The following is a 24387-nucleotide window of genomic DNA, read 5'->3' as shown; positions in this document are numbered from 1 at the left end:
TAAATCTGTGAATTCGTGCGATGGAATCGTAATCACCAAAACCTATTTAAGAACAACTTTTTTAAGTTTATTAAATGTTCACAAGGACTGGAGATAAGGGAGAGACTTCTGTACCCAAGGGTAGAATCGGGAAGGATTCTCCACTAGTTAATTTCCTTGGAGATGTTGATGAGGCTAACTCCTTCATTGGGTTAGCAATTTCACGCCTTCCTTGGGATGACATGAGGGCTGATCTGGAGAAAGTTCAGCTTGACCTGTTTGCCCTGGGAGAGGACTGGAGCACCGGTTCTGAGAAAATCACCATGGAGAAAGTGAAATGGCTTGAGGAGAGAACCGTAGCATATAGAAAGGAGAGCGGTCCAGTGAAGCTTTTCGTGGTTCCTGGGGGATCGGAGGAAGCGTCATCACTTCACGTGGCTAGGGCCGTAGTGAGAAGGCTTGAGAGAAACGCCGTAAAGTACTCGAAGGAGCTCGAGATCGCGAACAAGACCACCATCGTGTATCTCAACAGGTTATCCTCGATGCTTTTCGCTATGGCCATTGTGGCAAACCTCAGAAAGGGCGTAAGGGAGAGATACTACGATATTGGAAAGTATTTCTAGTCATGAGCTAACTGGTCTAAGTCCCGCAGAGATGAGAAGTTCGCAGTTCTTACAGTATTCTCTTCCGAAGCTCGTTGGTTCACCGCACATCTTACATGTGGGAAGGGTGGTAAGTTTGCTCTCCCTTCTTACCTCTTCTCCAATTCTGTCGAAGTTCTCCACCAACCTGAGGAGGAAACCCGGTGATTTCTCCTCCAAGGCGTACATGAGGTCCCTCACCTTAGCTCTCATGGTAGGTCTCGCCGAGATGTAAGGGCACTCCACTTCCTGAAACTTAAAACCCTTCAAGAACGCGTACATCGTGGTCTCCCATTCGTATATTTTCCTGAGGGGTTTTACCCTCATGACAAATTTATCGCTTAACTTGAGGGGGCTTTCCCCAACCCTCATTAGTTTCCTAACATCTCCGCGAAGTAGGTTAATGATAATAGTCTGGGCCTCGTCATCTAGGTTGTGGCCTGTAGCCACAAGGTCGGCCTTCACATCCCTCCCAGCCTGATTTATTAATTTCCTCCTAAACCCGCCACAGAACGTGCAGGCAGCTATGTTCAACCCCCTAGCCCTTGAGGAGCTAACCATCTCATCAAGGGAGTAGCCAACCGAGGTCTTGAATGAGGTTGATATTAACTCTATTCCTAGGTCCCTCAAGTAATGATAAAGTTCCTTGACCTGATCCTCCCTGTTATACCCCTGGATGCCCTCAACTATGTTGAAGGCTATTAACTTACTTGGGTCCATCACCTTCGATAGCGTATCAGCCAGCACAAGGCTGTCCTTTCCACCTGAGACAGCTATGAGAACCCTTGAGACCGAGGTTACTCCCAGTTTCTTTGCTTCCCTCGCTACTCTCTCCTGCACATCAGACAGGAAACAATCCCTGCAAAGCCTTTTCCCCGTGTGGGGCTGGAATACCTCTGCCTCCCTTACTCCACAGTTATCGCATTTCATTTACCACGTCTCCCTTCCACAAGCCTTTTACCACTGGCAACCTCGTCTATACTGTGAATTGCACAGCCCTCCTCCTCTAGAATGTTTTGAACCTCCTTAAAGTCCACATCCTCGCCCTCGACCACTACCATAAGCCCCATGGTTTCAACGTCCATGTCCGAAACGCTTATGTTAACTCCATCTACTCCCTCCAAGTTGTCCAGTCTCTCGGCCAAATCCACAATGGACGAACCCCTTATGGGTTTGAGGACATCTAGGACAATTCTTCTTATAGTCAAATTACATCAATACCTCACTTTATTGCTCTCCCCGTTAAATTTCTGACTATTTCAATGTTACCGATAAACAGGGTTTAAAAGTCTTCATTACTAAATGAACGTGAAGAGTTTATTAACCCCCCGGGTAGAGTTGGTTAAGTTTAAATATAATAACGTATAGGGGGTATATAAATGGGGGGTCAAAACATGATGGGGGTTGAATTAAGGGGTACACCAAGAGTTGTGGGCAAGGAAGTCTTTGGTAACCTTTATGACTGCGACACTGAGATACTCAAGGATTCTGAGAAGCTAAAGCAGATAGCGGTGCAAGCAACAAAGGAGGGCAACATGACTTTGCTGGACGTGAGGGCTTGGAAGATAGGGGAGGGCGTTAGCGTTGTCGCCATAGTCCTCGAGAGCCACGTCACCATACATACTTGGCCTGAGCATAATTTCGCGACTGTTGACGTTTACTCCTGTGGTAGCCACACCGATCCAAGAAAGGCCTTCAATTACATTGTGACAGAACTTAAAGCCAAAAGGTTCAATGTTAATGAGGCTGATAGGTCATCGGAGTTTTAATAGTAGGAGGAGGTATAGCTGGACTCCTATTGGCCCACAGGTTAAGGGATAGGGATCCGAAAGTTTTTGATAGGAGAAGAAGCCCCGGAAAGCAGTGCACTGGAATAGTGAGCAGGAACACCTTCGAGAAGCTTTCTGTCTCCAAGGAATTTCTAGATAGGGAATTCAAGGAGATAAGGGTAGTTTACAACTCAGTGGAGATATATATAAGGGGAGATTTCGTCAGGCTTGGAAGGGAGAGGCTCGAGAGATGGCTGGACTCCGACCTTGGAGTGATAAGACCAGTTGACGCTGTGATAAAGGGAATGGATGAAGTTGTGGTAGGGAGTTCCGTGTACCGTGGAAAGGTATATGATGCGTCAGGATGGAAGGGAAAGGCAAATTGGGTTAAGGCCATAGAGTATGTAATGGAGCCAATCAACCAGGAGGAGATAGTAGTTACCCTGGATCCCAGGAATCCCGCAGGTTTCGGGTGGATAGTCCCTCTCCCCGATAGAACACTGGTGGGGGCACTATCTAGATCCGATCCCAGGCCCTTTGTCCCTAAGCTTCAGAGAAGGGTTCTAAGCGTGCATGGGGGTGCAATTCCCAGGGTTAAACCTACGCCCACACCCATACCTGCAATAGGGGATAGAACTGGCCTCATCAAAACCTTCACTGGAGGAGGAATCTTCGGAATAGCCGAGTTGCTGGAGGATTTCTCGAACTTTAATAGACTGAGAAAGGAGATAAGTAGGCAATACACAATTACTTCCCTTCTTGAGAAGACCTGGAGATTGGGGCTAACCTCCCTGAGGTTCATGAACGGGAAAACCCTGAGTGTGAACCAGGAATTTGACTTTCATTCCTTCCTCTTCTCTCTTCGAAAGTTATAGCATCCCTCTCCCCTAACTATAATACCCTGTCTTATCAACTCCGCTATAACCCTTTCGGGTTCCCTTATTCCTAGACCCTTTAGGTCCCTTACTGCAACTATTTCCCCCACAGAGAGGTTGGTCTGGAAGTACTTCTTAGCAATCTCCAGTTCCCTAGAATCCGACATGCCGTAGTTTTATTTTCCGCACTAGGGATTTAACTTTAACTTGAACCCTTTCCTGAAGCTCGTAAGAATACACAACGTGATAGGCGCGGGACTAGGTGCCTTTACAGGTTACGTAGCTTCCTCCATGTGGAAGATAGACCCCACGGAGCTCATCCTTGCAGTTCTAGTGGTCGCATTGGTTGATGCTGGAGGTAATGCAATTAACGACGTTTATGACGTGGAGATAGACAGGATTAACAAGCCCGACAGGCCTATCCCCTCGGGGGCCGTATCGTTAAGGACTGCGACCTCCCTCTCTTACGGTTTAATGGGGGTGGGCGTAATCCTTTCTGCGTTACAGGGATACCTCCAATTTCTAGTTGCACTGCTCACCAGTGTGGCTCTGATTTTCTACGCTAGGGACTTGAAAAGGACTGGGATATACGGTAACCTGGTAGTTGCAACGGCAACGGCGCTCTCCTTGTTTTATGGAGGTCTATCCTATCACGAAGGAGACTGGCTTCAAAGAATCTGGATTCCTGTGCTTTACACCTTCCTTCTCACCCTGTCCAGGGAGATAGTTAAGGGTATTGAGGACTATCGAGGGGATCTGGCCAACCACGTTAATACTCTCGCCACGACCAGGGGGATAGCGAGTGCGTGGAGAGTAGCTAGGGTGGCCTTAATAATAACAGAGGTGACATCCCCTCTACCCCTGTTTCTAGGGTATAACATTCTCTACGGCATAGTCCTTGTGCCGTTCCTCTATATTACAACAAAGGCGGTTCTAGCGGAGACCTCGGAAGAAGGAGCGTCCAAGGCGAGATCCCTTCTCAAGGGATCAGCCTTCCTAGGAATGGTGGCCTTTGCACTAGGCAGTCTCCCTTTTCAATTCCTTTTCCACTATCTTCCTTAAACCTGCCCTCATACCTACGCTCCTAATATAGATCAGACCCTTTTTTGCAGGTATCTGGATAACACATTCTGTCTCTCCTCCTCTAGACAAGTCATTAAGGGTCCTGAAGCCCACAGTTACTCCATTAAGCATAACGATCAAGGTCAACCTCTCAATATCGACGTCGCCCTTATTTACTATTCTGATTTGAAGGTTATTACCAGACAGCTCTGGAATCAAATCGAAATCGAGGCGAGGAGTCTGAGACGCGTAAGAGTAATGAAGCAGAATCTGGGTAACGGTCCTTTGCCCTTCGTTGGAGTTGAGAATCCTCACGAAGTCGCCCTCGGCATCTATCTCCTCGCATTCATGCCCAAGTTCCAACATATCCTCCTGGCTTTTGCCGTTGGATATCTTGACCTTTCCCCTTGAATTGCTCCTGACCACTAGGTAGCTCCTCCCCATGGACTTCAGCTCCATTGCCTCACCCGGTTTGAGCTGAAGCAGACCAGCCCTCAGGGAATACCTAGTGAAGAACCCGTCAGATCTCACTATCATGGTCGCATTTGCAAGCCTTATGGTGAGGGGACGAGCACTGTTGTAGTTCACGGTAAGCTCGTTCTTCCCCTTTGCCAGGAGATGTGTTACGTCAAAAATGTGAAAGTGCAACTCTTTCCTTTCATCCGTGACGTAACTTAGGTTAGGTTTGAATTCCTTCGTGAGCGAAAAGTTGTTTAGCCACAGCCTCCATTTAACGTAGTCTGGAGGGGACTCCGTTATCACTAGAAGGTATCCCTTGACAGGTTTATCCTCCGCATAGAAGGAGAAGGAGTAATCCTTGAGAGTGTTGCCCAGGGTGGCAGACTTAGTTGAGCTCTGGTAGTCCAGGTAACCGGTGACCTCTCCCTCGTCAAAAGGCGCAAAGTTCACTGACATACGTTATAATGGGGAACACCCAAAATAAAGCAAATGCTGAAGTTGCTAAAATCAGTGATATCCAAGTCAGACGTAGTCATGGAGGTTCTAGACTCGAGGGAGCCTGAGCTGACTAGGTCTAGGAGGATCGAGGAGATGATCCTTCGGTCGGGTAAGGAACTTCTCCTCGTCATCAATAAGGCCGACCTCGTTCCCCTGGAGATTCTCAAGGGGTGGAAGGAATACTTTGAGGATAGGGGTCTTCGCTCTGTGTTCGTATCCTCAAGGGAACACCAAGGGACCAAAATTCTAAGGAACTCAGTTAAGGAACTCCTCGGAGGTAGGGAGGGCGTAGTTGGCGTTGTGGGCTATCCCAAGACAGGGAAGTCATCCGTAATAAATGCACTCAAGGGTAGGCACGCCACCTCAACTTCCTCTGTCCCCATGTCTACTGGATTCACGAAATCCCTTCAGCTCGTGAGAATAGACTCAAGGATATACGCCATAGATTCCCCTGGCGTTATACCTCCAGATGGGGATCCCTTCGAGAGGGCTCTGCGCGGGAGCAGGCCTGAGGATCTGGAAGATCCCGTGAAGGTGGCAATTAAACTAATTGAGAGGATCACTAGATTTAACCCCGATTCCCTAACCCTTGCCTACAAGATAGAGTTCTCATCTCCCCTAGATTTCCTGGAGAAGCTAGCCCTAAAGAGGGGCTGGATATACAAGACGGATAGGGAACCCAACATAGATCAGGCTTCAGTTCAACTTATAAGGGACTACCATGAGGGTAAGATAACTTACTATACTAAACCTCCGGGTTTAAAACATGATAAAACTAGTGATATTTGATGCCGATAAAACCCTCTGGGATCACTACAATATCTCAGAGTTTGAGGAACCTTTTCATTTACCAGAGAGAGATATCCTAAGGGATAGCGAAGGAAGAACGCTCAAGCTTTTCCCCAATGTTAGGAAAACACTGGAAGAGTTGAAAAGAAAAGACGTTAAGATTGCTATGGCCACTTGGAACTTCCCCCATAAAACGGAAAAGGTATTGAAAGCTCTAGAACTCGACAGCTATTTCGACGTCGTAGTCTCCAGGGATTTTCCGTTCAAGTTCATAATGATCGCGGAAATCCTCAGGAAGTTTGCTGAGAGCGGTATTCGATTTAGACCCGAGGAGATTCTCTTTGTCGATGATAGGAGGGCACATTTCGGTAATGTGTGGCTTTACCTAGGGAGAATTCAATGCCTCGAAATGTGGAAAGACATAAACGATCACCTCGAGATAATCTCAAAATTGGAAAATAGTCAGACATGAGCAATTGTTAAGAAAACAATATCTAATCTTGTTAAAGTTAATACATCATAATAAAGTTTAAAAACCTTGATTCTTTCCTATATGGTCGTGATAAGGATGATCGGTGGTTATACCCTCCAAGTCTAAAAACTTTCTCAAGAGTTTCTTGCCTTTCTCGTCGTTATTTAGATCTAAGTATGAAGGTGATTTTGTATGCCCTCAGGTGCTAGATTAGTAGTTGATTCTCTCAAAAGAGAGGGAGTCAAGGTAATTTTCGGAATACCTGGTCTAACCAATATGCCAATATATGACGCCTTTCTCGAGGACCTTCAGAATGGGGAGCTCAGGCACGTGTTAATGAGACACGAACAAGCTGCAGTTCACGCTGCGGACGGATTTGCTAGGGCCTCAGGAAGACCTGGAGTGTGCACAGCAACTTCAGGCCCTGGTGCCACAAATCTAGTAACGGGAATGGTTACAGCGTACTGGGATAGCTCTCCAGTAGTGGCTCTCACAGGTCAGGTGGTTAGACCAGTTATTGGAAAGATGGCCTTCCAGGAGGCAGACACTCCTGGGATTTTTGCCAACGCCGCCAAGTATGTGGTACAACTCAAGAATATCTACGAAATACCCATCTGGATCAAGAACGCCTTTTACATAGCTTCTACGGGAAGACCAGGTCCGGTAGTAGTAGATATTCCTAGGGACATTCAACTGGAAAAGATTGAGGACGTAAAGTGGCCAGAGAGGCCAGAGGTCAAGGGTTATAGACCTTTCAGAACAATAATAGATCCAGTAAAGATTAAAAGGGCAGCGGAGATTTTAGTGGAGGCCGAGAAGCCAATTATCCTAGCTGGAACTGGGGCAGTGTGGTCCAACGCTACTCCCGAGATCCTAGAACTTTCTGAGCTCTTGGCCATTCCCATGGTTTCAACACTACCAGGTAAGTCTGCAATTCCTCACGATCATCCTCTGTTCCTGGGGGCTATGGGATACTATGGAAGGGCAGAGGCCTCCATGGCTGCCCTCGAGTCCGATGCCATGCTAGTGGTGGGAGCTAGGTTAAGCGATAGAACGTTTACCTCTTACGATGAGATGATTGAGACAAGGAAGAAGTTCATCATGATTAACATAGATCCTACGGACTCGGAGAGAGCCTTCAAGATAGACGTTCCCATGTATGGGGACGCCAAGGTCCTCTTGAGGGAAATAATCAAGGCTGTGAGGGAATTGGGAAGAAAGAGGGACAACTCCGCATGGGTTAAGAGAGTCAAGGAATTGAGGGACTACTACGCCCAGTTCTACTATCACGAGGAGGACGGAAAGCTAAAACCCTGGAAGATCCTTAAGACCATAAGGAACTCAATTCCTAGGGATTCCATAGTGACCACGGGTGTGGGACAGCATCAGATGTGGTCAGAGGTTTTCTGGGAGGTCCTAGAGCCCAGGACCTTCCTTTCGTCCACAGGAATGGGGACGATGGGCTTTGGACTACCAGCAGCCATGGGTGCCAAGATGGCTAGGCCTGATAAGGTAGTCGTGGACCTTGACGGAGATGGATCCTTCCTCATGACTGCCAATAACCTCGCCACTGCTGTCGATGAACATATCCCCATCATATCAGTGATATTCGATAACAGAACCTTAGGCCTAGTCAGGCAGGTTCAAGATCTCTTCCAGAGCAGGAGGGTAGTGGGAGTGGATTACGGACCTTCCCCCGATTTCGTGAAGTTCGCTGAGGCCTTTGGAGCCCTAGGATTTAATGCCACAAGCTATGATGAAATAGAGAGATCCATTAAGACGGCCATAAAGGAGAATATCCCCGCGGTGATTAGGGTTCCAATAGATAAGGAAGAGTTGGCTTTGCCTACCCTACCTCCAGGAGGAAAACTTAAACAGGTGATAGTGCGTGACCCAAGGAAGGCTACTTAGGGTAACGGGTTATTATAGGGACCCAGGATTCCTTGAGAGAGTGATGGGGACCCTCAGGAAGCTATGGGTAGACGTGGAATGGATAAATGCTAGGAGGGTTAATGAGGAGGGGCTATACGAGATCTACATGGAGGTAAAGGAAGGAAAGAACACTAACCTTGCGATTCTGAACCTCAGCAAGATGGTAGACGTGGAGAAAGTTGAGGTTCTTGAGGAGGGAAAGGTTGTTTCATACTCCTTTAACAACAAGGGTGAAATCAGTGATAATCCCGATGAGGAAAAGATGATAGTTTATGTACCAGTTTACTCTAAGATTACAGGCTATAGTTGGGGTGAGTCATATAGCAAAGATCTACACGGATAAGGATACAACTCTAGATCCCATGAAGGGAAAGAAGATAGCCGTACTTGGTTACGGTAGTCAAGGTAGGGCCTGGGCTCTGAACCTCAGGGACTCCGGCCTTCAGGTAACTGTGGGTCTAGAAAGGGAAGGTAAAAGCTGGGAACAGGCTAAGGCTGATGGCTTTACGCCTAAGAAAACTGAGGATGCGGTCAAGGACGCTGACGTTGTCATATTCCTGGTTCCAGACATGGCCCAAAGGCTGGTTTACAGGGAAAGGGTTCAGCCCTACCTGAGGGAGGGGATGGACCTAGTTTTCGCCCACGGCTTCAATATCCACTATAGACTGATAGAGCCTCCCAGCAACGTTGACGTATACATGGTTGCACCAAAGGGGCCTGGTCCCATAGTGAGGGATTTCTACGTCAAGGGTGGTGGAGTGCCAGTTCTGGTTGCAGTTCACCAAAACCACTCAGGCAAGGCACTGGAGAAGGCATTGGCCATAGCCAAGGCCTTGGGAGGAACTAGGGCAGGAGCCATAGAGACCACTTTCAAGGAAGAGACGGAAACGGACCTAATTGGAGAGCAGACAATCTTAGTGGGAGGAGTAATGGAACTCATGAAGGCGGCCTTCGAAACGTTAGTGGAAATGGGCTATCAGCCGGAGGTTGCCTACTTCGAGACCATCAACGAACTCAAGATGATTGTTGACCTGATATATGACAAGGGCTTCATGGGAATGCTCAGGGCAGTTTCGGACACAGCGAAGTACGGCGGATTTACAGTGGGTAAACAGGTGATAAATGAGGAGACTAGGAGGAGACTTAGGGAGGCAGCTGAAAAGGTAAGGTCAGGAAAGTTCGCAGAGGAGTGGATTGAGGAGTACGGAAGAGGAAGTCCCACCCTGAGTAAAGGCCTTGAGGAAATGGATAAGAGCCTTGAGGAGCAAACCGGTAGAAGGCTCAAGGAGATCATAGAGAGAGGAAGGCCTAAATCCTAAGATTTCTTTTTATAATCTGTGAACCAAAGGAAAGCTCGAGGTTCTAACGTAGAGAGATATATTCTATCCCTTCTGAGGGACAGGGGCTTCGCAGTTATAAGATCACCAGCAAGTGGAAGTAAGAGGAAGGATCCCGCCCCGGATATCGTGGCCTTGAAGATGGGGGTCATACTCCTGATTGAGGTAAAGAGCAGGAAAAGGGAGGGACATGTATACATTACAAGGGAACAAGCTGATGGGATTATGGAGTTCTCAAGAAGAAGTGGTGGAGAACTATTCCTTGCCGTGAAAAATCCTAAGATGCTCAAGTTTATCAGGTTTCAGGACCTCAAGAGGACTGACGGAGGTAACTACGTCGCAACTCAGGAGGTTATAGAAAAGGGAATAGATATAGATGGGCTTAGCAGATATGTGGAGTCCAAGTTCAGTAAAACACTTGATACTTTCCTTTAGGACTCCTTATCCTGTAGCTTTACTCTGATCCTTATACCGTGCTTCTTCTCCAGTTTTCTCAGCTTCGTGTTAATCTTTCTATTGAAGCTGGAGATGCCCTCCCTGGGAATCTCCACCACGTACTCTCCATTCTCCTTCTTGACTTTCGCGTCTGGAATGACCCCTGATATTGCCCTTGTTATTCTGTTCTCCAAGGTGTTAAGGTTAAGCCTACCCACTGGAACTATCATGGTTTGCTCGCCGAACACGTAAATCTCATACTCCACCCTGTCATTCAGGAAGTCCTTTATTTGAACCACAGGTCTAGCTAGGTCAGCCTCTCTCAAACCCTCTGGGACCTTCACTGTCATCTCTAGGCTATACACCTTCTCTACGGTTCCCTTATTTATGAAGAGGACGGTGTCCAGGATCCCTGGGACAGTTCCTAGGTCAACCCTGTTCAAAAACCTGTGAATTGCATCTATTGCCGTGGTAGCGTGGACAACTCCTATCATGCCTATTCCGGCTAGCCTAAGGTCAATGTAAAGCCTGAAGTCCTCGTCATTTCTCATTTCGTCGTAGACAGTGTAATCTGGCCTACTCAGTAGGAGTATGTCGTGGAGTTCACCAATCTCGGCGTAATTCTTGGAGTATTGGGTTATGTCCGAGGGAAGGTGCATGTCCCTAGGGGACTCTATGGTCTTAACTATCTTGCCCATTTTCATGTAATACTCGGCAAGGGCCTGCGCGAAGGTAGTCTTACCCATTCCAGGGGAACCCGCGATGAGTATTCCCTCTGCCCTCTCCTCCAGCCTTTTCACCAGTTCAGGGTTCAGGGCGTAGTCCTCCAGCTTCTTCCTTGCTACAGGTCTTGTAGCTGTGAGTTCCCAACCGTCGGACAGGGGAGGTCTCGTTATAACTATCCTGTAAGTGCTCAATTGAACTATTGTTGAGCCCTTCCTCTCGATCTCTATGAACGAGCCCTTGGTCCATCTTATGGAGTTGAGTATTTCGGACACAATCTTCTTTATTTCTCCTCCTGTAACGGGTGTGTCCCTGATAATCCTGAATTCCCAGTCCCCAGGTTTCCCCTTTTTAGCCTTAGGTACAGCGTCCTCCTTAAGGTGAACACTCATGGTAGACTCGTCAAAGAAGGTCTCTATGGTTAGGGGCTCAGGCAGGGGATCTAGGAAAGTGACTCCAATTCCCAGAAGGTCTGCCATTTTCTTGGTCAGTTCGTCCGCTGTTAGTAGGTTACATCCCCTCTCTAAGCAATAGTTTCTAAGCTCCTGTTCCGTATCCCCATTCTCCTTTCCCACCAACTCCACAGCGAAGAGATACCTCTCGGATAACTCCTTTAGTTTCTCGATTTCCTCTAGGGCTATATCACTGGTGACTAATCCCTGCTTGGACTCTTGCTCCAACTGTCTAAGAAGGGCCCTATGAATTAGAAACGTTCCGTTAATCAGGTTCTTCTCTATGTACCTCGTGACGCCCTGGAGCAGAGAGCTCTTGTCAACCAAAAACTCATTCGGCAAAAGATTATTCCCCGTTTAATCCTAGTTTTGAGTAGTAAAATAAAACGCTATCTCTTCACCATCCTGAGGAAGTACTCATGGATGGATGTCGTTCCTGATAGTTCTGGATGGAAAGTAGTGGTAAGGATTTGATCCTCTTGCGCCATAACTATTACGTCGTTGAGAGTGGCAAGTGCTCTAGCCTTTCCCCACACCTTAGAGATCGCAGGGGCTCTTATGAACACGAACCTCTCCTTTCCACCCTCGATTTCCTCTAGGTCTACCGTGGCCTCAAAACTCTCCCTCTGCCTGCCGTAATAGTTTCTGATCACCGAGGCATCCATAACTCCTATCAGAGGCTGACTCTTTTTGCCCACCTTGGCGTCCGTAACCTCCTTGGACAGCATTATGGCACCAGCGCAGGTTCCAAGTACAGGAATACCTTGACTGATCTTCTCCTTCAGAGGGTCTAGAAGGCCTAGCCTAAGGGCTACTTGACCAATTGTAGTGCTCTCTCCCCCAGGTATGATTATTCCATCCACGTCGAGGTCCTTGGCTCTCTTCACTGGAATAACTTCTCCCTTTCCTATCTTGTCGAACACCCTCTTCACGGAGAGGGCATGTTCCTCAAAGCTTCCCTGATACGCAACAACTCCTATCTTCATGCTCCTCTCACCTGCATTAGCTCCTCAGGTTTCAAGGTCTTTATGTCAATACCCATCATGGCCTTATGCTCACTTATCATTTTCTGTGCCTCCAGAACTATTTCTGGGTCCTCCCAGCCTGCAGTTGCCAGGACAATAGCCTTAGCTCTCTCCAGTGGATCCTCGCTCTTGAAAATTCCTGAGCCCACAAAGATACCATCTGTGCCCAACCACATCATGAGAGCAGCGTCTGCTGGGGTAGCTATTCCACCAGCTGCAAAGTTCACCACAGGTAACCTGGCATATTTCACGGTAAGTTCCACAAGTTCGTAGGGAACCTGTAACTCTCTGGACTTCTTCACCCTATCCTCCTCTGCCATGCTCAGTAGTGCCCTGAGTTCCTGGTTAACTATCTTTATGTGCTTCACGGCTTCGCTCACGTTTCCCGTACCAGGTTCACCCTTTGTTCTTATCATGGAGGCTCCCTCAGAGATCCTCCTGAGTCCCTCCCCTAGATTTCTCGCTCCGTTAACGAAGGGAATCTTGAACTCCCACTTGTTAATGTGATGCTCCTCATCTGCTGGGGTAAGAACCTCACTCTCATCAATCATGTCCACACCCAAGGCCTCCAGAACCTTTGCTTCATAATAGTGCCCGATTCTCACCTTTGCCATGACTGGGATCGTAATCGAGTTCATGACTTCCTCGATGATTTTAGGGTCTGCCATTCTAGCCACTCCTCCAGCTTTCCTTACATCGTAGGGGAGCTTGTCTAGAACCATCACTGACACCGCGCCAGCTTCCTCTGCTATCCCTGCCTGTTCCACGCTGGTCACATCCATTACTACGCCGCCCTTCTGGAAGATGGGGAAGGCATGCTTAACCCTTGTGGTTCCCTGAACCTGACCAGTGAGGGAAACGAGCTCGGGAACGTATGACATTAACCCAGAGTCCTTCACTGTGTCCCTCAGTTCAGCTAACTTATAGAAGAACCTTTCCACTTCATCAAATGAGAGCTCGTATAGCCTCATAAACAAATAGAGGGTAAGTGAGGTTAAAAACTTAGATTTCTGATCCTTCTTAGAAGAGCCTAGCCCTGGACTTTCTCTCGTTCTCAGCCCTTATCTTGATCAGACCAAAGTGAACAGCGCAGTTTACACAGTAGCACTTCGTGACAGGGTATCTGGTTATTATGGCACCCTTCTTCTCCAGTTCGTTGGCTAAGGAAGCATCAACGGGGCTGTAAGTCCTTGTTACGCATACGGCCTTGTCCTCTGGGACCCTGGCGCCACAGTTATCGCACATCACGTATCCTACGTGACCTTTATCTCCTTTCCTTCTGCCTCTGTTCTCCCTCTTCTTGGGCAATACTTTAGCACCTCTCCTTCTTTCACCATGACCTCTAATAAGTTTTTGCTATTCGAAGGATGTTGGTTGAAGGTTTTCCACATACGACGCAGTTACCGCTAGGTTCAGGTTTCAAGGGAGTACCCAAAACCCTAGCCTGGACCTGTTCCTCGATCTTAAGTCCGCATGAGTCCTGTCCGCACCATGGAACCTCAGCTATGCCTCCCCTGTTCTCCAGGAACTTTTTAGCCTCATCCAAGCTCTGGAACCTCTTAACCCTCTCCTTGAACTGTTCCCATGCCCTCTTCCTAAGGTCGGCGGAGATTTGATCCTCAAGGTTCCTGAATTCCTTTACCAGTTCCTCCCTCTTCACGCTTTTGCCCTCTAGCGTATCCCTCCTCTTAAGGAAGGCAGTGCCAGAGTTTAGCTCCCTAGGTCCTATCTCTATTCTGATTGGAACGCCCTTTAACTCCCAGATATAATACTTCTCTCCAGGAGTCTTATCCTCAGAGGCGTCAAGGGCCACGCGGATTCCGCTGTTCTTGAGAACGGACTCCACTTCCATGGCATACTTGTTGATTTTCTCGGTGTCCTCTTCACTCTTTCCAGGTATCGGTATGATGACACCCTCAATGGGAGCTACCACAGGTGGTAGTATGGGGCCGTGATCATCACCGTTTATGGAGATCACAGTTGCTATTACCCTGTCAGATATCCCGTAACTTGTCTGATGTGGATGAACGTGAGAACCATCGGCCCTCTGGACCTTGTAGTCCATTGCCTTGGTGAAGTGCTGGCCCAGATGATGCGCCGTCCCTATCTGTAGAGCTCTTCCATCGGGCATTATGGTGTCGAGAGCTATGGTGTACTCTGCCCCAGCGAACTTATCCCATTCCGGTCTCCTAGAGATGAGGTATGGAATTCCCAGAATATCAAAGAACTTACTGTAAATCTCTACTGCCTCATCCACTTGCCTGGCCGCATCCTCAAAGGTCTCGTGAACAGTATGGGCTTCCTTAAACGTGGAGAGCTCCCTAACCCTGATCATGGGTCTTGTGGCCTTGGTCTCATACCTAAACACGCTAACGATCTGGTAGAACTTTCTTGGTAATTGCGAGTAACCCTTTATCCAGAGGGATTCCATCAGGGTAATCGCAACCTCTGACGTTGGTCTGAGGGCAAACCTTTCCTCGAGTTCGTCCTCCCCTCCGTGAGTGACCCAGAAAACTTCCTTCTCGAAGCCCTTAATGTGTTCTGCCTCCTTCTTGAGGAGCGTCTCAGGAATAAGAAGTGGAAAGAGCACCTCCTCATGACCTGTTTCGTCAAGTAATTTCCTAATGAGGGTGGTCACGTTCTGCCTTATCTTGAAGCCGTAGGGCATCCATACGCCAGATCCCTTAACGGGGTATCTTCCATAGTCGTATATTTCAGCCTGAGAGATAACCCAATCAAACCATTCGCTAAAATTAGAGGACCACTTCTCCCTTGATATCTTCATGGGAGGAATCCAAAAAACTTGACCTAAAAAGTTTGGGGTTTTAGAACTTACCGAACAACATTAACACAGCGAACAGGATACCGTATACCGCTATTCCTTCCCCTATGGCCACGAAGATAAGCACTGTACCGAACATGTCCCTTCTCTCTGTTAGCACACCGATTCCAGCCGCAGCTGCCATACCCACAGCCATACCTGCACCAATTGCCGCTAGTCCCACAGCGAGACCTGCACCAATGTTTATTCCTGAAAAACCTGTTGATGTATCAGCGGGAGACTGGGCAAAGGCCACAGCTGACCCCATAAGTAGAGGTAGAAGGAGTATTACATATTTCATTCTCTTTGAATATTCCATGTTAAATCCACCACTGTTTACTTTGGCAGTTCCTTTAAAGCCTTTCTCCTTATTTCCTCCATGGCCTTGCGTTTTGATTCTAGAATCGAGGAATACTCCTTGTTAAGTTGATCCTGAATCTCCTTCATTTTTTGGTCGAGCCTCTTGTTTAGATTTGAAATGAAGGGGTTAGCGTCCATCTCCTCTCCTCCTCTGTAAGATCCTTCTGGTGACTTTAAGCCTTACGAACTCTTCCCTGCTCCTGTCGTTCAGAATTGATCTAATGTACTTCACGGAGTTATTGTAGAAGGGAAGGATTGAGGTATCTATGGCGTTAATCAGACGTTGTGTTCTTCTAAGCTCTGCAACGAGGGACCTAATGGTAGACTCAAGCTCAACAAGCTTGATTACCTTAACCATAGTCTCCCTCATCCTGTCATAGGCCTCAGAAAGATAGGGAGATGTTTCAACTTCACTGAAGGGCTTTGGAGGGATACTGGCTTCACTTAGCTCAGTGATAGGGATCTTGACCCCGAAGATGACCTTGGTGGAGCTCTTTAGCTGGAGGGAACTGTTTTGAGAATTGGCTATGGTCTCTATGTTCCCAATACCCTCGTCAACCACGGCCTTCATGTAACTGTCGTAGACCTCCTTTAAGGCCTCGTTAACCTCATTGTATATTTTTTCGTACTCATTTACGTAGGTCCTGAGATATATTAGAAGAACTTCCCTCTTGTTCTCTAAGAGTCTTTTGATTACCCTGATGAGTTTGAGCTGATTCCTCATGCTAATGAGGTTTATCTTTGTTGGTAGTACCCTCCTAGAACTCATTTCTTACCACGGTAGGCTGGATGATACTTCTTGATGTAGTCAACCTTCACATTCGTGAGCTCCCTTTCTGGCAAAATGGAGAGTACCTCCCACCCAATATCTAGGGTCGTCTCTATATCCCTGTTCTCGTTCACTCCTTGACTTACGAACTTCCTCTCAAAGGCATCCCCAAACATTAGGTACTTCTTGTCTGTGTCAGATAGGCTATCCTCTCCAATGATTGCAGCTAATCCCCTAGTATCTACTGCTTTTGCGTAGGCCGCAAACAACTGGTTAGATAAGTCCTTGTGATCATCCCTGGTCTTACCCTCACCTATTCCGTCCTTGGCAAGCCTTGACAAACTCATGAGGACGTTAATTGGTGGATAGATACCCTTGTTGTATAGGCTTCTGTCTAAGGTAATTTGCCCCTCCGTGATATAACCTGTAAGGTCTGGAATTGGATGGGTAATGTCGTCGTTTGGCATTGTGAGAATGGGCATCTGAGTAATGGAACCCTTCTTTCCTATCACTTTTCCTGCTCTCTCGTAGGTCTGGGCAAGGTCAGTGTACATGTAACCTGGGTAACCACCTCTACCGGGGACTTCCTCCTTTGATGCGCTGATCTCCCTAAGGGCCTCACAGTAATTTGTCATATCGATAAGGATTGCCAACACGTGCATGTCCTGCTCAAAGGCCAAATATTCCGCGAGGGTAAGTGCTGTCTTGGGAGTTAGTGTCTTCATCACTGGTGGTTCGTTAGCTAAACTCATGATTAGGGCCACCCTATTGATTGCCCCGGTTTCCTCAAAGAACTTCCTGAAGAACAGTGCCTCGTCATATCTTACACCGATGGCACCGAATACAACGGCAAAGTTGCTCTCCTCTCCTCTCACTGTGGCCTGTTTAGCTATCTGTGCAGCAAGTATGTTCGCGGGTAAACCGCTTCCGCTAAAGATGGGAAGCTTCTGACCCCTGAGAAGGGAATTTAGACCATCTATTGCTGATATACCAGTCTGAATGAACTCCTCTGGGTAATCCCTGATAGCAGGGTTCAAGGGTTCGCCATTGATGTCCCTCTTCTCCCCCTTTATCACCATGGGACCATTGTCAAGGGGATCTCCCAGGGGATTGAAAATTCTGCCAAGCATTTCCTCAGAGATCTTAACCTCTAATCCTCTACCTAGGAACCTCACGGTGGTTCCTACTGGCGATATTCCCCTGGTTCCCTCAAAGACCTGTACTATGGAAATTCCCTTCTGGCTATCTACAACTATCCCTCTCCTTCTCTCCCCATTGGGCATCTCGACCTCTACAAGTTCGTTATAAGCTGAGTCTGCCACTCCCTGAACCATCAGAAGGGGTCCCTTAATCATTGAAATGTTCGAATATTCCCTTACATTCATGGATGACTCCATTAAGCACCAGCCTCCTTCAAGAGTTCATCGAACTGAGCTTTTAACTTGTTCTCTAATTCGTCGTATTTCTGAAGCTCGTTGTTCTTGATAGTAGCCTTTGATCTAATTATGTCAGGAACCACAGTTATCTTGTCCACAATCTTTTTCACTGGTATTCCCCTTTCCACGGCGTTAGTTGCATATTGATTATAGTGGTAGATCAACTTCATGATTCTAGCCTGCTTCTGGGGTGACGAGAAGGCATCTATGTCATCATATGCGTTCTGTTTCAGGAAGGCTTCCTTGATCAGCCTTGCAACCTCCAACGTTAGCTTATCCTTTTCTGCAAGGGACTCTGGACCCACTAGCCTCACTATCTGTTTCAACTCATCCTCTCTTAGAAGTGTCCTAACCATGAAGTCCCTCATAATTCTCCAATCTGGGTCGACGTTCTTGATCCACCAGTCAGATACCAGGTCAACGTAGGATGAGAACCCCTGGAGCCAGTTTATTGCAGGGTAATGTCTGGCCTGAGCTAAGGAGACGTCCAATGGCCAGAAGACCCTGACGAATCTAAGTGTTGTGCTAGTAACTGGTTCAGTAAAGTCACCGCCTGGTGGTGAAACTGCAGACGCTAAGGTAACTGAGCCGTACCTCTCTGGATTACCTAGAGTTCTAACTCTTCCAGCCCTCTCATAGTACTCAGCGATTCTGGAGGAGAGGTAGCTTGGGAACCCTTCCTCGGCTGGCATCTCCTCCATTCTCCCTCCTAGGTCCCTTAGCGCCTCAGCCCATCTGGAGGTCGAGTCAGCCACGGTAAGCACGTCGTATCCCTGGTCCCTGAAGTACTCAGCTAGGGTAACACCTACGTAAATGCTTGCTTCCCTAGCTGCTACGGGCATGTTACTGGTGTTTGCCACCATCACTGTCCTCTCTAGAAGGGGTCTTCCAGTCCACGGATCCTTCAGTTTGGGGAAGCTTCTTAGCTCGTCAGTCATTTCGTTTCCTCTCTCTCCACATCCAACGAAAATGACAATCTTAGCCTCACTCCACTTGGATAGGCTTTGTAGAGTTACTGTCTTTCCACTCCCGAAGGGCCCTGGAATCGCCGCAGTACCTCCCTTTGCTATGGGGAATATAGTATCAAGTATTCTAACCCCAGTCAGTAACGGCTGGCTTGGATCTAGCTTTTCCTTGAAGGGTCTTGGAACCCTAACTGGCCACTTCTGCATCATTTTCACTGGAACTTCGTCACCGTTCATGTCCACAATTGCGACGTTGTCTTCAACCTTGTAATCGCCCTCTGCAACAACCTCCTTTAATTTTCCGTGAACGTAAGGAGGAACGAGTATTCTGTGCTCTACAAGTCCTGTCTCCTGTACCACTCCTAGAATATCACCTGGCTCTACCTTATCTCCCTTCTTCATCTTTGGGACGAAGTGCCATTCTTTCTCCCTATTTAGTGTTGGTAACTTTATCCCCCTCTTGATGAAAGGTGACTTAGTAATTTCCTTGATCTCTCCTAGAGGTCTAAGTAGACCATCAAACAGTTGACCGAGAAGGCCTGGACCTAACTCCACTGATAGGGGAGCCCCACTCCCAAAAACTGGCTCACCAGGTCTGATTCCGCTCGTGTCCTCATATACCTGTATGTAAGCCCTGTCACCCTCAATCCTTGTTATTTCGCCCACTAGCCTAGGCTCGCCCACTTCGACTACTTCAAACATCTGCGCATCCTTCATACCCTCGGCCACAACCAGTGGCCCGTTCACCCTTGCAACTTTACCCTGCGCCATTTACATCTCACCGAATAGAATCTCAGCTATCTTGGGTTTTAGTGACTCAAAAACTTGATCTAGTATAAGGTTAAGGGAGTAATCCCTCACTAGTCCAACGTCCGAGTACTGTATCTTGACTCCACCCATTATCTTGGGATCAGACCTCACCTCTGCCTTCGCCTTTAATCCCTTGATCATTTTCTGGACTTGATCAACTTCATCCTCGGAGCAGTACACAATGGAACCATCCCTAAGCTCCCTCTTCAGTACCGATTCAAGGCCTTGCTTATAACCTTGTGAGTTCTTAACCGTTCCCAACGACTTGATTGTACCCTCGTAGACCTTGTTTAACCAGTAGTTCTTCTCGCCAAGTACTGCCCTCTTAACTTCTATGTCGAGCCTAGCTCTCTCTCCCTCAATCTCCTCCTTGGCTTTTGTTACCATTTCTTGCATCTTTGCAGTATAGGTCCTTTCTACGCTGTCCCTCTTCTGTTTCACCAGGTTAAGGGCCTCCTCGAGAGCCTTGCTTAACTCCTTGCTAATGACCTCCATCTCCGAATCTATAACCTGTCCCATTAATTCCTCTACAGAGACCATATCATCACCCGAACCCTAGAGCCTTTAAAACCATCTTCTTAACGTCAATTGGCTTGGATTCTGAGAACGGGGATGGTATGATGGTAACCAGGGGCTTTGTGAGATTTGAAATCATTGAGTCTACCTTTTCCTTTACTGGTTCGTAAACGTCCCTAGTTATTAGCACTAGGTCTACGTCTTCCCTCTTTTTCACAGCATCAATCTCCTTCTCTAGGTTAAGGGGATCCTCGATCACTTCACCTTCAGTCCCCATCATTTTAAAAAGCGAAACAGTGTACCTATCGCCCAATAGCAATATTTTACCCATGACGTGCTCTCATTTGCTATGAAGATTAAATATTTTTAAGATATAGCTCATACTACTCCCGATAGTGTATTGATCTTTCCTGAAAACATGGTAAAAGTAGAAATCATATCGCCAGTTAACCAAAAAGACAAAGTAACCACGGAGATACTCAAGTTCGGTAAAATGGAGGTAATAGAGCCAGCCCATCCTATCTCCAACTCGAGGTATGAAGATGCTAGGAGGGAATTGACAGCAATCCAAGAACACGTGAATAAGGTCAAGCTGATCATGGAAATAGCTGGAACACCGCTGGAACCTAGGGGCAAGATGAAGGTTGACTCCACATGGACTGACGTGGCCAAGAAGCTTTCAGAGGAGGCATCGCTTGAGGAGTTCAGATACAAGGAGCTCCTCGAGGAAATAGGGAAACTGAAGGGTGAGATAGACCTCTACCAGGCACAACTCAGGGAATTGGAACCATTCAGCGGGATTACCACCGATCTATCCACCTTGTACTCGCTAGAGACGTTGGATGTAGCACTAGTAGTTCTCACGGAAGACCAGTTAAACAAGGTGAAGTCTAACAAGAACGTTGTGGTGGAGACAACTCCGCTGAAGGATGGTAAATATGCCTCCGTGCTTATCTCAAGGAGAAACGTTGTGTCACTAGATCAGGTACTTAAGGAACTGGGAGTCAGGAGATTTGAGACTAACGAGGGGAAATCTCCCTACGAAGTGTATAAGGTGTTAAGCGAAAGGATTGGCGAGCTTAGGAAAATCCTTGAGGAGACCAGAAGTAGCCTCATCAAGAAGATAAGGGAAAATGAGAGGGAGTTCAGCGAGTTATACGGAAAGCTTCTAACGGCGAGGGACGCGCTTTCCCTCCTTTCCAAGGGGAGAATCTCAGACCACTTTTTCCAGATAGAGGGATACGTTCCCGAGAGGGACTGGAAAAAGCTGAAATCTGCCTTAGATCAGGTTGCTGTTATCGAAAGTGCTACCCCAAGGAGGTTCGGAGAGGAAGAGGAGCCCCCTACGTACATCCGACTTCCCAAGAGTATCTCGGCCATAGAGTCTGTTGTGGAAATCTACGGTACACCGTCGTACTGGGAGATATCACCGCTGGTGTTTCTAGTCATTACCTTCCCTCTCCTGTTCGGGCTAATGTTTCCAGATGTTGGGAATGCCCTTGTGCTCCTGATCTTTGCCATCTTCTTCCATAGATACGGCGTCAAGAAGGGAAGCAACAACATCAAGAACCTTTCCCTCATTCTAGGTTACTCCTCAGTCGTTGCCATGATTACTGGTTTCCTAGCTAGAGACTTCTTCGGACCACTTCCCGTGGGAGGGCTCAAGGAGATGGGTATAGCCAACGTGAGCGGTCCCCTGGATAGCGTATGGCCAGTACCAGTGAGCGTAACGGAGGCGTTATCCCCACTACTTCCATTTGGTGAATACAGCACTAGCACCTCGATTGAACACACAATAATCCTTTCGATCCTCCTGGGAGCAATAGCTCTCTTCGTAAGCTCCCTTCTGGGAGTCATAAATGCAGTGAAGAAGAGAGATCCTGAATTTCTTGTCTTCGAGAAATTACCACTCCTGGTGCTATACACAGTTCCCCTGGTGATATTTGGATACGGTGTAACGGATCCTTCCCATTACTTCAGTACTGTGGGAGTCCTCCTAGGTGATATCCTCCAGAACTTGCTAAGCGGGATACATCCTGACCTGAGCAATCCTACGTCGGCCTTGGCGTATGGGTTAATTGTATGGGTAGAGATAGGACTAATATACAACTGGATATCTAAGGCTATAATCCTGAAGAGACACGATCACGCATCCACGGGAAGTGCCCTTGCCATGGGATTCATTGAAGGAGGTTTCGAGGCTGCTATCCTACTGTTATCCAACACAATCTCTTTCATAAGAATTCTAGTGTTTGCACTGGCTCACTACTACCTTCTGTACGCGTTCTCATACATGGCCTATCTAGTGGTGGGGCATCCAAGCCTCCTAGCCTTGGGGACTAACCCGGCCTCGATCGTGATCCTGATAATAGGAAACCTCCTTGCAATAGGACTAGAGGGACTAGTGGTGTTCATACAGGACATGAGGCTCCACTTCTACGAGATGTTCAGCAAGTTCTATGAGGGAAGAGGAAAGAAGTTCGAACCCCTAGTAGCGTCAGTGGAACTGGCTACTTAAGAAGAGTAGGTCTTCTTTTTTCTACTTCCTTTCTCACTTTTTCCAGGATTTCGTTAAGGTTTTTCTCAAAGTCCTGCGGAAGCTTCTTGAAAACCGGGGCAGGCTTCCCAACAACGTGACCTGGTTTAAGGGGTTCCTTGGCGTTATCCCATCTCTCCTGGGTTATGTCTAGCCCCAACTGGTCGTAGATTAGTTTAGCCTTCTCTGGTATCACAGGGTAAAGCATTAGGGCTATTGCCCTGATGGCGGAGCTTGCCACGAACAAGGTATTGGATGCGTCCTCCACGTCGCTCTTTACCTTGTCCCATGGGGCCTTCTCATTGAGGTATGCGTTCGTTTCCCTGGCTAGAGTCAGGACCAGTTCAGTTCCACCCTTTAACTTGCCCTTCTCGAACATGAAGCTAACCTGATCCAGGGTTTCGCCTACCCTGGAGAGAAGTCTCATGTCCACCTCCTTCAGGTTCTTGGGTTCAGGTATCTTGCCTTGGAAATACCTGTTCACCATGGTTATGACCCTGTTCACGAGGTTTCCAACGTCGTCATTTAACTCGCTATTCACTATCCTGATAGCCTCGGTCCAGGTGAAGTTCATGTCCTTCTCTTCCGGTCTCATCCTTATGAGGAGGAATCTCCAATAGTCCACCTCCATGATTAGGGGGGCCTCATCTATCCAGATCCCGATTTTCCTGCTCTTGCTAAACTTCTGCCCCTCATACATGAGGTACTCGGTGGCAGCTATCACCGTGGGAAGAGCGTAGTTCTTCTCAGAGGCTAACAACATAGCCGGGAGTATCACGGCGTGGAAAGGAATGTTATCCTTTCCTATGAAGTAGTAACTCCTCACTTTACCGTTCTCCCAGAATTCCTTCCACCTCTCCGTTTCCCCTCTTCCCTGGAAATATTCTAGGGTGGCAGATAGGTAGCCCAGGAGGGCCTCAAACCAGACGTAAATCGTCTTTCCCTCCGCCCCTGGGAAGGGAGCTGGGATCCCCCACGAGTTATCCCTGGTCAGGCTCCTGGGTTTTAATCCCTCGTTGACCCAGCTCAGCGCTGTTCCCTTCACGTTCTCTGGCATATCCTGGGAAGAGGTTATCCACTCCCTAATGGGTTCAGAGAAGGGCCTGAGATCGAAGAACCAGTGTTTGGTCTTCCTGAGAACGGGGGGAGTACCGCAGATGGCACACTTCGGATTTATGAGAAGGGAGGGGGTCAAAAGCCTACCACAGCGGTCGCATTGATCACCCCGTGCATCCTCAAATCCACAGTAGGGGCAGGTCCCCTTCACGAACCTGTCTGGGAGGAATAGCTTGTCCCTTTCACAGTAGGGGAGTTCCTCCTCCTCCACCTTGATGTACTTGCTGACTCCCAGCAAAAACTCCTTCACGAAGCTCTTATGAACCTCGGACTCCGTCCTGGTGTAGTTGTCGAAACTTATGTTCCAGGTGTTCAGGAACAGTTGTCTGTCGTACTCGTGGGCCTGATCTGTGAGGGACTTTGGGCTCACCCCTCTCTTTATGGCCTCAATCTCTATGGGGGTTCCATGCTCGTCGCTCCCGCTCACGAAGACCACGTTCTCCTTTCCGTACTTTAATCTGGCATAGCGCGCAAAGACATCGGCAGAGAGGATTGAGCCTATAAGGTTGCCCAGATGTGGAACCGATTGCACGTAGGGCCAGGCTGACGCCACTAGAATCTTCAAATAATCACCCTAACAGATTCACCTAGTTCACTTATTAAAGGAATT

The 24387-nt window shown here is 47.8% G+C and carries 28 protein-coding genes; 11 read left to right on the top strand and 17 right to left on the bottom strand.

Annotation, left to right across the window (positions count from 1 at the left end):
• Positions 1-74: 74 nt before the first annotated feature.
• Positions 75-602: a cob(I)yrinic acid a,c-diamide adenosyltransferase gene (locus MSED_RS09940; RefSeq protein WP_012021866.1), complete on the top strand. Its 528-nt coding sequence runs from the start codon at positions 75-77 to the stop codon at positions 600-602.
• On the opposite strand, the gene MSED_RS09935 is transcribed toward MSED_RS09940, so the two are convergent.
• Complete coding sequence (locus MSED_RS09935; RefSeq protein WP_012021865.1) at positions 603-1550, bottom strand: TIGR00269 family protein; 948 nt, start codon at positions 1548-1550, stop codon at positions 603-605.
• On the bottom strand, positions 1547-1828 hold the full coding sequence (locus MSED_RS09930; protein ID WP_012021864.1) for a DUF211 domain-containing protein: 282 nt from the start codon (positions 1826-1828) through the stop codon (positions 1547-1549). The genes MSED_RS09935 and MSED_RS09930 overlap by 4 nt, the downstream gene beginning before the upstream one ends.
• A gap of 186 nt (positions 1829-2014) precedes the next feature.
• Between MSED_RS09930 and speD the strand changes: the two genes are divergently transcribed.
• Positions 2015-2389, top strand: a complete 375-nt coding sequence (gene speD / locus MSED_RS09925) for an adenosylmethionine decarboxylase (RefSeq protein ID WP_048060360.1) — start codon at positions 2015-2017, stop codon at positions 2387-2389.
• Positions 2389-3264, top strand: coding sequence for an NAD(P)/FAD-dependent oxidoreductase (locus MSED_RS09920; RefSeq protein WP_256464114.1), 876 nt, complete (start codon positions 2389-2391; stop codon positions 3262-3264). Before speD ends, MSED_RS09920 begins: the two co-directional genes overlap by 1 nt.
• On the opposite strand, the gene MSED_RS09915 is transcribed toward MSED_RS09920, so the two are convergent.
• Complete coding sequence (locus MSED_RS09915; protein ID WP_012021861.1) at positions 3231-3431, bottom strand: PolB1-binding protein PBP2 family protein; 201 nt, start codon at positions 3429-3431, stop codon at positions 3231-3233. The genes MSED_RS09920 and MSED_RS09915 overlap by 34 nt on opposite strands.
• A 40-nt stretch (positions 3432-3471) precedes the next feature.
• Here MSED_RS09915 and MSED_RS09910 point away from each other — a divergent pair, with 40 nt between their 5' ends.
• On the top strand, positions 3472-4326 hold the full coding sequence (locus MSED_RS09910; RefSeq protein WP_012021860.1) for a UbiA family prenyltransferase: 855 nt from the start codon (positions 3472-3474) through the stop codon (positions 4324-4326).
• Here MSED_RS09910 and MSED_RS09905 read toward each other — a convergent pair.
• Positions 4282-5241: a hypothetical protein gene (locus tag MSED_RS09905; RefSeq protein ID WP_012021859.1), complete on the bottom strand. Its 960-nt coding sequence runs from the start codon at positions 5239-5241 to the stop codon at positions 4282-4284. The genes MSED_RS09910 and MSED_RS09905 overlap by 45 nt on opposite strands.
• Positions 5242-5274: 33 nt before the next feature.
• Here MSED_RS09905 and MSED_RS09900 point away from each other — a divergent pair, with 33 nt between their 5' ends.
• The 6 genes from MSED_RS09900 to hjc all read left to right on the top strand — a co-directional run bounded on the left by MSED_RS09900 (position 5275) and on the right by hjc (position 10248).
• Positions 5275-6072 (top strand): GTPase, encoded by a 798-nt coding sequence (locus MSED_RS09900; protein ID WP_012021858.1) that lies wholly within the window; start codon positions 5275-5277, stop codon positions 6070-6072.
• Entirely contained in the window at positions 6050-6544 is a 495-nt protein-coding gene (locus MSED_RS09895; protein WP_012021857.1) for a magnesium-dependent phosphatase-1, read from the top strand. Before MSED_RS09900 ends, MSED_RS09895 begins: the two co-directional genes overlap by 23 nt.
• A 192-nt stretch (positions 6545-6736) precedes the next feature.
• Positions 6737-8455 (top strand): acetolactate synthase large subunit, encoded by a 1719-nt coding sequence (locus MSED_RS09890; RefSeq protein ID WP_012021856.1) that lies wholly within the window; start codon positions 6737-6739, stop codon positions 8453-8455.
• A complete protein-coding gene (locus tag MSED_RS09885; protein ID WP_012021855.1) occupies positions 8433-8819 on the top strand; it encodes an ACT domain-containing protein in 387 nt (128 codons plus the stop codon). The genes MSED_RS09890 and MSED_RS09885 overlap by 23 nt, the downstream gene beginning before the upstream one ends.
• The gene (gene ilvC, locus MSED_RS09880; RefSeq protein WP_012021854.1) at positions 8788-9795 is read left to right on the top strand and encodes a ketol-acid reductoisomerase; all 1008 of its coding nucleotides are present in this window, start codon (positions 8788-8790) and stop codon (positions 9793-9795) included. Before MSED_RS09885 ends, ilvC begins: the two co-directional genes overlap by 32 nt.
• Before the next feature lie 18 nt (positions 9796-9813).
• Positions 9814-10248, top strand: a complete 435-nt coding sequence (hjc, locus tag MSED_RS09875) for a Holliday junction resolvase Hjc (protein WP_012021853.1) — start codon at positions 9814-9816, stop codon at positions 10246-10248.
• Here hjc and MSED_RS09870 read toward each other — a convergent pair.
• Genes MSED_RS09870 through MSED_RS09815 form a run of 12 tightly spaced genes read right to left on the bottom strand, consistent with a single transcriptional unit; the run spans position 10245 to position 20456 of the window.
• A complete protein-coding gene (locus MSED_RS09870) occupies positions 10245-11765 on the bottom strand; it encodes a PINc/VapC family ATPase (protein WP_012021852.1) in 1521 nt (506 codons plus the stop codon). The genes hjc and MSED_RS09870 overlap by 4 nt on opposite strands.
• 47 nt (positions 11766-11812) lie before the next feature.
• The gene (gene pdxT / locus MSED_RS09865) at positions 11813-12409 is read right to left on the bottom strand and encodes a pyridoxal 5'-phosphate synthase glutaminase subunit PdxT (protein ID WP_012021851.1); all 597 of its coding nucleotides are present in this window, start codon (positions 12407-12409) and stop codon (positions 11813-11815) included.
• Positions 12406-13419 (bottom strand): pyridoxal 5'-phosphate synthase lyase subunit PdxS, encoded by a 1014-nt coding sequence (gene pdxS / locus MSED_RS09860; protein ID WP_012021850.1) that lies wholly within the window; start codon positions 13417-13419, stop codon positions 12406-12408. Before pdxS ends, pdxT begins: the two co-directional genes overlap by 4 nt.
• 49 nt (positions 13420-13468) lie before the next feature.
• The gene (locus MSED_RS09855; protein ID WP_012021849.1) at positions 13469-13756 is read right to left on the bottom strand and encodes a 30S ribosomal protein S26e; all 288 of its coding nucleotides are present in this window, start codon (positions 13754-13756) and stop codon (positions 13469-13471) included.
• A gap of 34 nt (positions 13757-13790) precedes the next feature.
• Positions 13791-15233: a proline--tRNA ligase gene (gene proS, locus MSED_RS09850; protein WP_012021848.1), complete on the bottom strand. Its 1443-nt coding sequence runs from the start codon at positions 15231-15233 to the stop codon at positions 13791-13793.
• Between the two features lie 40 nt (positions 15234-15273).
• On the bottom strand, positions 15274-15570 hold the full coding sequence (locus MSED_RS09845; RefSeq protein WP_144418861.1) for an ATP synthase subunit c family protein: 297 nt from the start codon (positions 15568-15570) through the stop codon (positions 15274-15276).
• 35 nt (positions 15571-15605) lie between these two features.
• A complete protein-coding gene (locus MSED_RS12395; RefSeq protein ID WP_048060167.1) occupies positions 15606-15767 on the bottom strand; it encodes a hypothetical protein in 162 nt (53 codons plus the stop codon).
• The gene (locus tag MSED_RS09835; RefSeq protein ID WP_012021846.1) at positions 15757-16398 is read right to left on the bottom strand and encodes a V-type ATP synthase subunit D; all 642 of its coding nucleotides are present in this window, start codon (positions 16396-16398) and stop codon (positions 15757-15759) included. The genes MSED_RS12395 and MSED_RS09835 overlap by 11 nt, the downstream gene beginning before the upstream one ends.
• Entirely contained in the window at positions 16395-17795 is a 1401-nt protein-coding gene (locus MSED_RS09830; protein ID WP_012021845.1) for a V-type ATP synthase subunit B, read from the bottom strand. Before MSED_RS09830 ends, MSED_RS09835 begins: the two co-directional genes overlap by 4 nt.
• Entirely contained in the window at positions 17795-19570 is a 1776-nt protein-coding gene (locus MSED_RS09825) for an ATP synthase subunit A (RefSeq protein WP_012021844.1), read from the bottom strand. Before MSED_RS09825 ends, MSED_RS09830 begins: the two co-directional genes overlap by 1 nt.
• Entirely contained in the window at positions 19571-20149 is a 579-nt protein-coding gene (locus MSED_RS09820; RefSeq protein ID WP_012021843.1) for a V-type ATP synthase subunit E, read from the bottom strand. It lies immediately after the preceding gene.
• 4 nt (positions 20150-20153) lie between these two features.
• Complete coding sequence (locus MSED_RS09815) at positions 20154-20456, bottom strand: V-type ATP synthase subunit F (protein ID WP_048060166.1); 303 nt, start codon at positions 20454-20456, stop codon at positions 20154-20156.
• Positions 20457-20525: 69 nt separating this feature from the next.
• On the opposite strand from MSED_RS09815, the gene MSED_RS09810 reads away from it, so the two are divergent.
• On the top strand, positions 20526-22643 hold the full coding sequence (locus MSED_RS09810) for a V-type ATP synthase subunit I (RefSeq protein WP_012021841.1): 2118 nt from the start codon (positions 20526-20528) through the stop codon (positions 22641-22643).
• Here the strand turns inward: MSED_RS09810 and metG are convergent.
• A complete protein-coding gene (gene metG / locus MSED_RS09805) occupies positions 22636-24342 on the bottom strand; it encodes a methionine--tRNA ligase (protein WP_012021840.1) in 1707 nt (568 codons plus the stop codon). The genes MSED_RS09810 and metG overlap by 8 nt on opposite strands.
• Positions 24343-24387: the final 45 nt, after the last annotated feature.

The sequence above is a fragment of the Metallosphaera sedula DSM 5348 genome, from assembly GCF_000016605.1.
GTDB lineage: Archaea > Thermoproteota > Thermoprotei_A > Sulfolobales > Sulfolobaceae > Metallosphaera > Metallosphaera sedula.
Note: the sequence above shows the minus strand (reverse complement) of the source record. Positions and strands in the feature narration are given on the sequence as shown.

What these genes read in the sequence shown, in the direction of transcription:
- MSED_RS09940 (WP_012021866.1), top strand. Translation starts at nt 75, where the DNA reads ATGTTCACAAGGACTGGAGATAAGGGAGAGACTTCTGTACCCAAGGGT.
- MSED_RS09935 (WP_012021865.1), bottom strand. Translation starts at nt 1,550, where the DNA reads ATGAAATGCGATAACTGTGGAGTAAGGGAGGCAGAGGTATTCCAGCCC.
- speD (WP_048060360.1), top strand. Translation starts at nt 2,015, where the DNA reads ATGATGGGGGTTGAATTAAGGGGTACACCAAGAGTTGTGGGCAAGGAA.
- MSED_RS09915 (WP_012021861.1), bottom strand. Translation starts at nt 3,431, where the DNA reads ATGTCGGATTCTAGGGAACTGGAGATTGCTAAGAAGTACTTCCAGACC.
- MSED_RS09905 (WP_012021859.1), bottom strand. Translation starts at nt 5,241, where the DNA reads ATGTCAGTGAACTTTGCGCCTTTTGACGAGGGAGAGGTCACCGGTTAC.
- MSED_RS09900 (WP_012021858.1), top strand. Translation starts at nt 5,275, where the DNA reads ATGCTGAAGTTGCTAAAATCAGTGATATCCAAGTCAGACGTAGTCATG.
- MSED_RS09895 (WP_012021857.1), top strand. Translation starts at nt 6,050, where the DNA reads ATGATAAAACTAGTGATATTTGATGCCGATAAAACCCTCTGGGATCAC.
- MSED_RS09890 (WP_012021856.1), top strand. Translation starts at nt 6,737, where the DNA reads ATGCCCTCAGGTGCTAGATTAGTAGTTGATTCTCTCAAAAGAGAGGGA.
- pdxT (WP_012021851.1), bottom strand. Translation starts at nt 12,409, where the DNA reads ATGAAGATAGGAGTTGTTGCGTATCAGGGAAGCTTTGAGGAACATGCC.
- pdxS (WP_012021850.1), bottom strand. Translation starts at nt 13,419, where the DNA reads ATGAGGCTATACGAGCTCTCATTTGATGAAGTGGAAAGGTTCTTCTAT.
- proS (WP_012021848.1), bottom strand. Translation starts at nt 15,233, where the DNA reads ATGAAGATATCAAGGGAGAAGTGGTCCTCTAATTTTAGCGAATGGTTT.
- MSED_RS09845 (WP_144418861.1), bottom strand. Translation starts at nt 15,570, where the DNA reads ATGAAATATGTAATACTCCTTCTACCTCTACTTATGGGGTCAGCTGTG.
- MSED_RS12395 (WP_048060167.1), bottom strand. Translation starts at nt 15,767, where the DNA reads ATGGACGCTAACCCCTTCATTTCAAATCTAAACAAGAGGCTCGACCAA.
- MSED_RS09835 (WP_012021846.1), bottom strand. Translation starts at nt 16,398, where the DNA reads ATGAGTTCTAGGAGGGTACTACCAACAAAGATAAACCTCATTAGCATG.
- MSED_RS09830 (WP_012021845.1), bottom strand. Translation starts at nt 17,795, where the DNA reads ATGGAGTCATCCATGAATGTAAGGGAATATTCGAACATTTCAATGATT.
- MSED_RS09825 (WP_012021844.1), bottom strand. Translation starts at nt 19,570, where the DNA reads ATGGCGCAGGGTAAAGTTGCAAGGGTGAACGGGCCACTGGTTGTGGCC.
- MSED_RS09820 (WP_012021843.1), bottom strand. Translation starts at nt 20,149, where the DNA reads ATGGTCTCTGTAGAGGAATTAATGGGACAGGTTATAGATTCGGAGATG.
- MSED_RS09815 (WP_048060166.1), bottom strand. Translation starts at nt 20,456, where the DNA reads ATGGGTAAAATATTGCTATTGGGCGATAGGTACACTGTTTCGCTTTTT.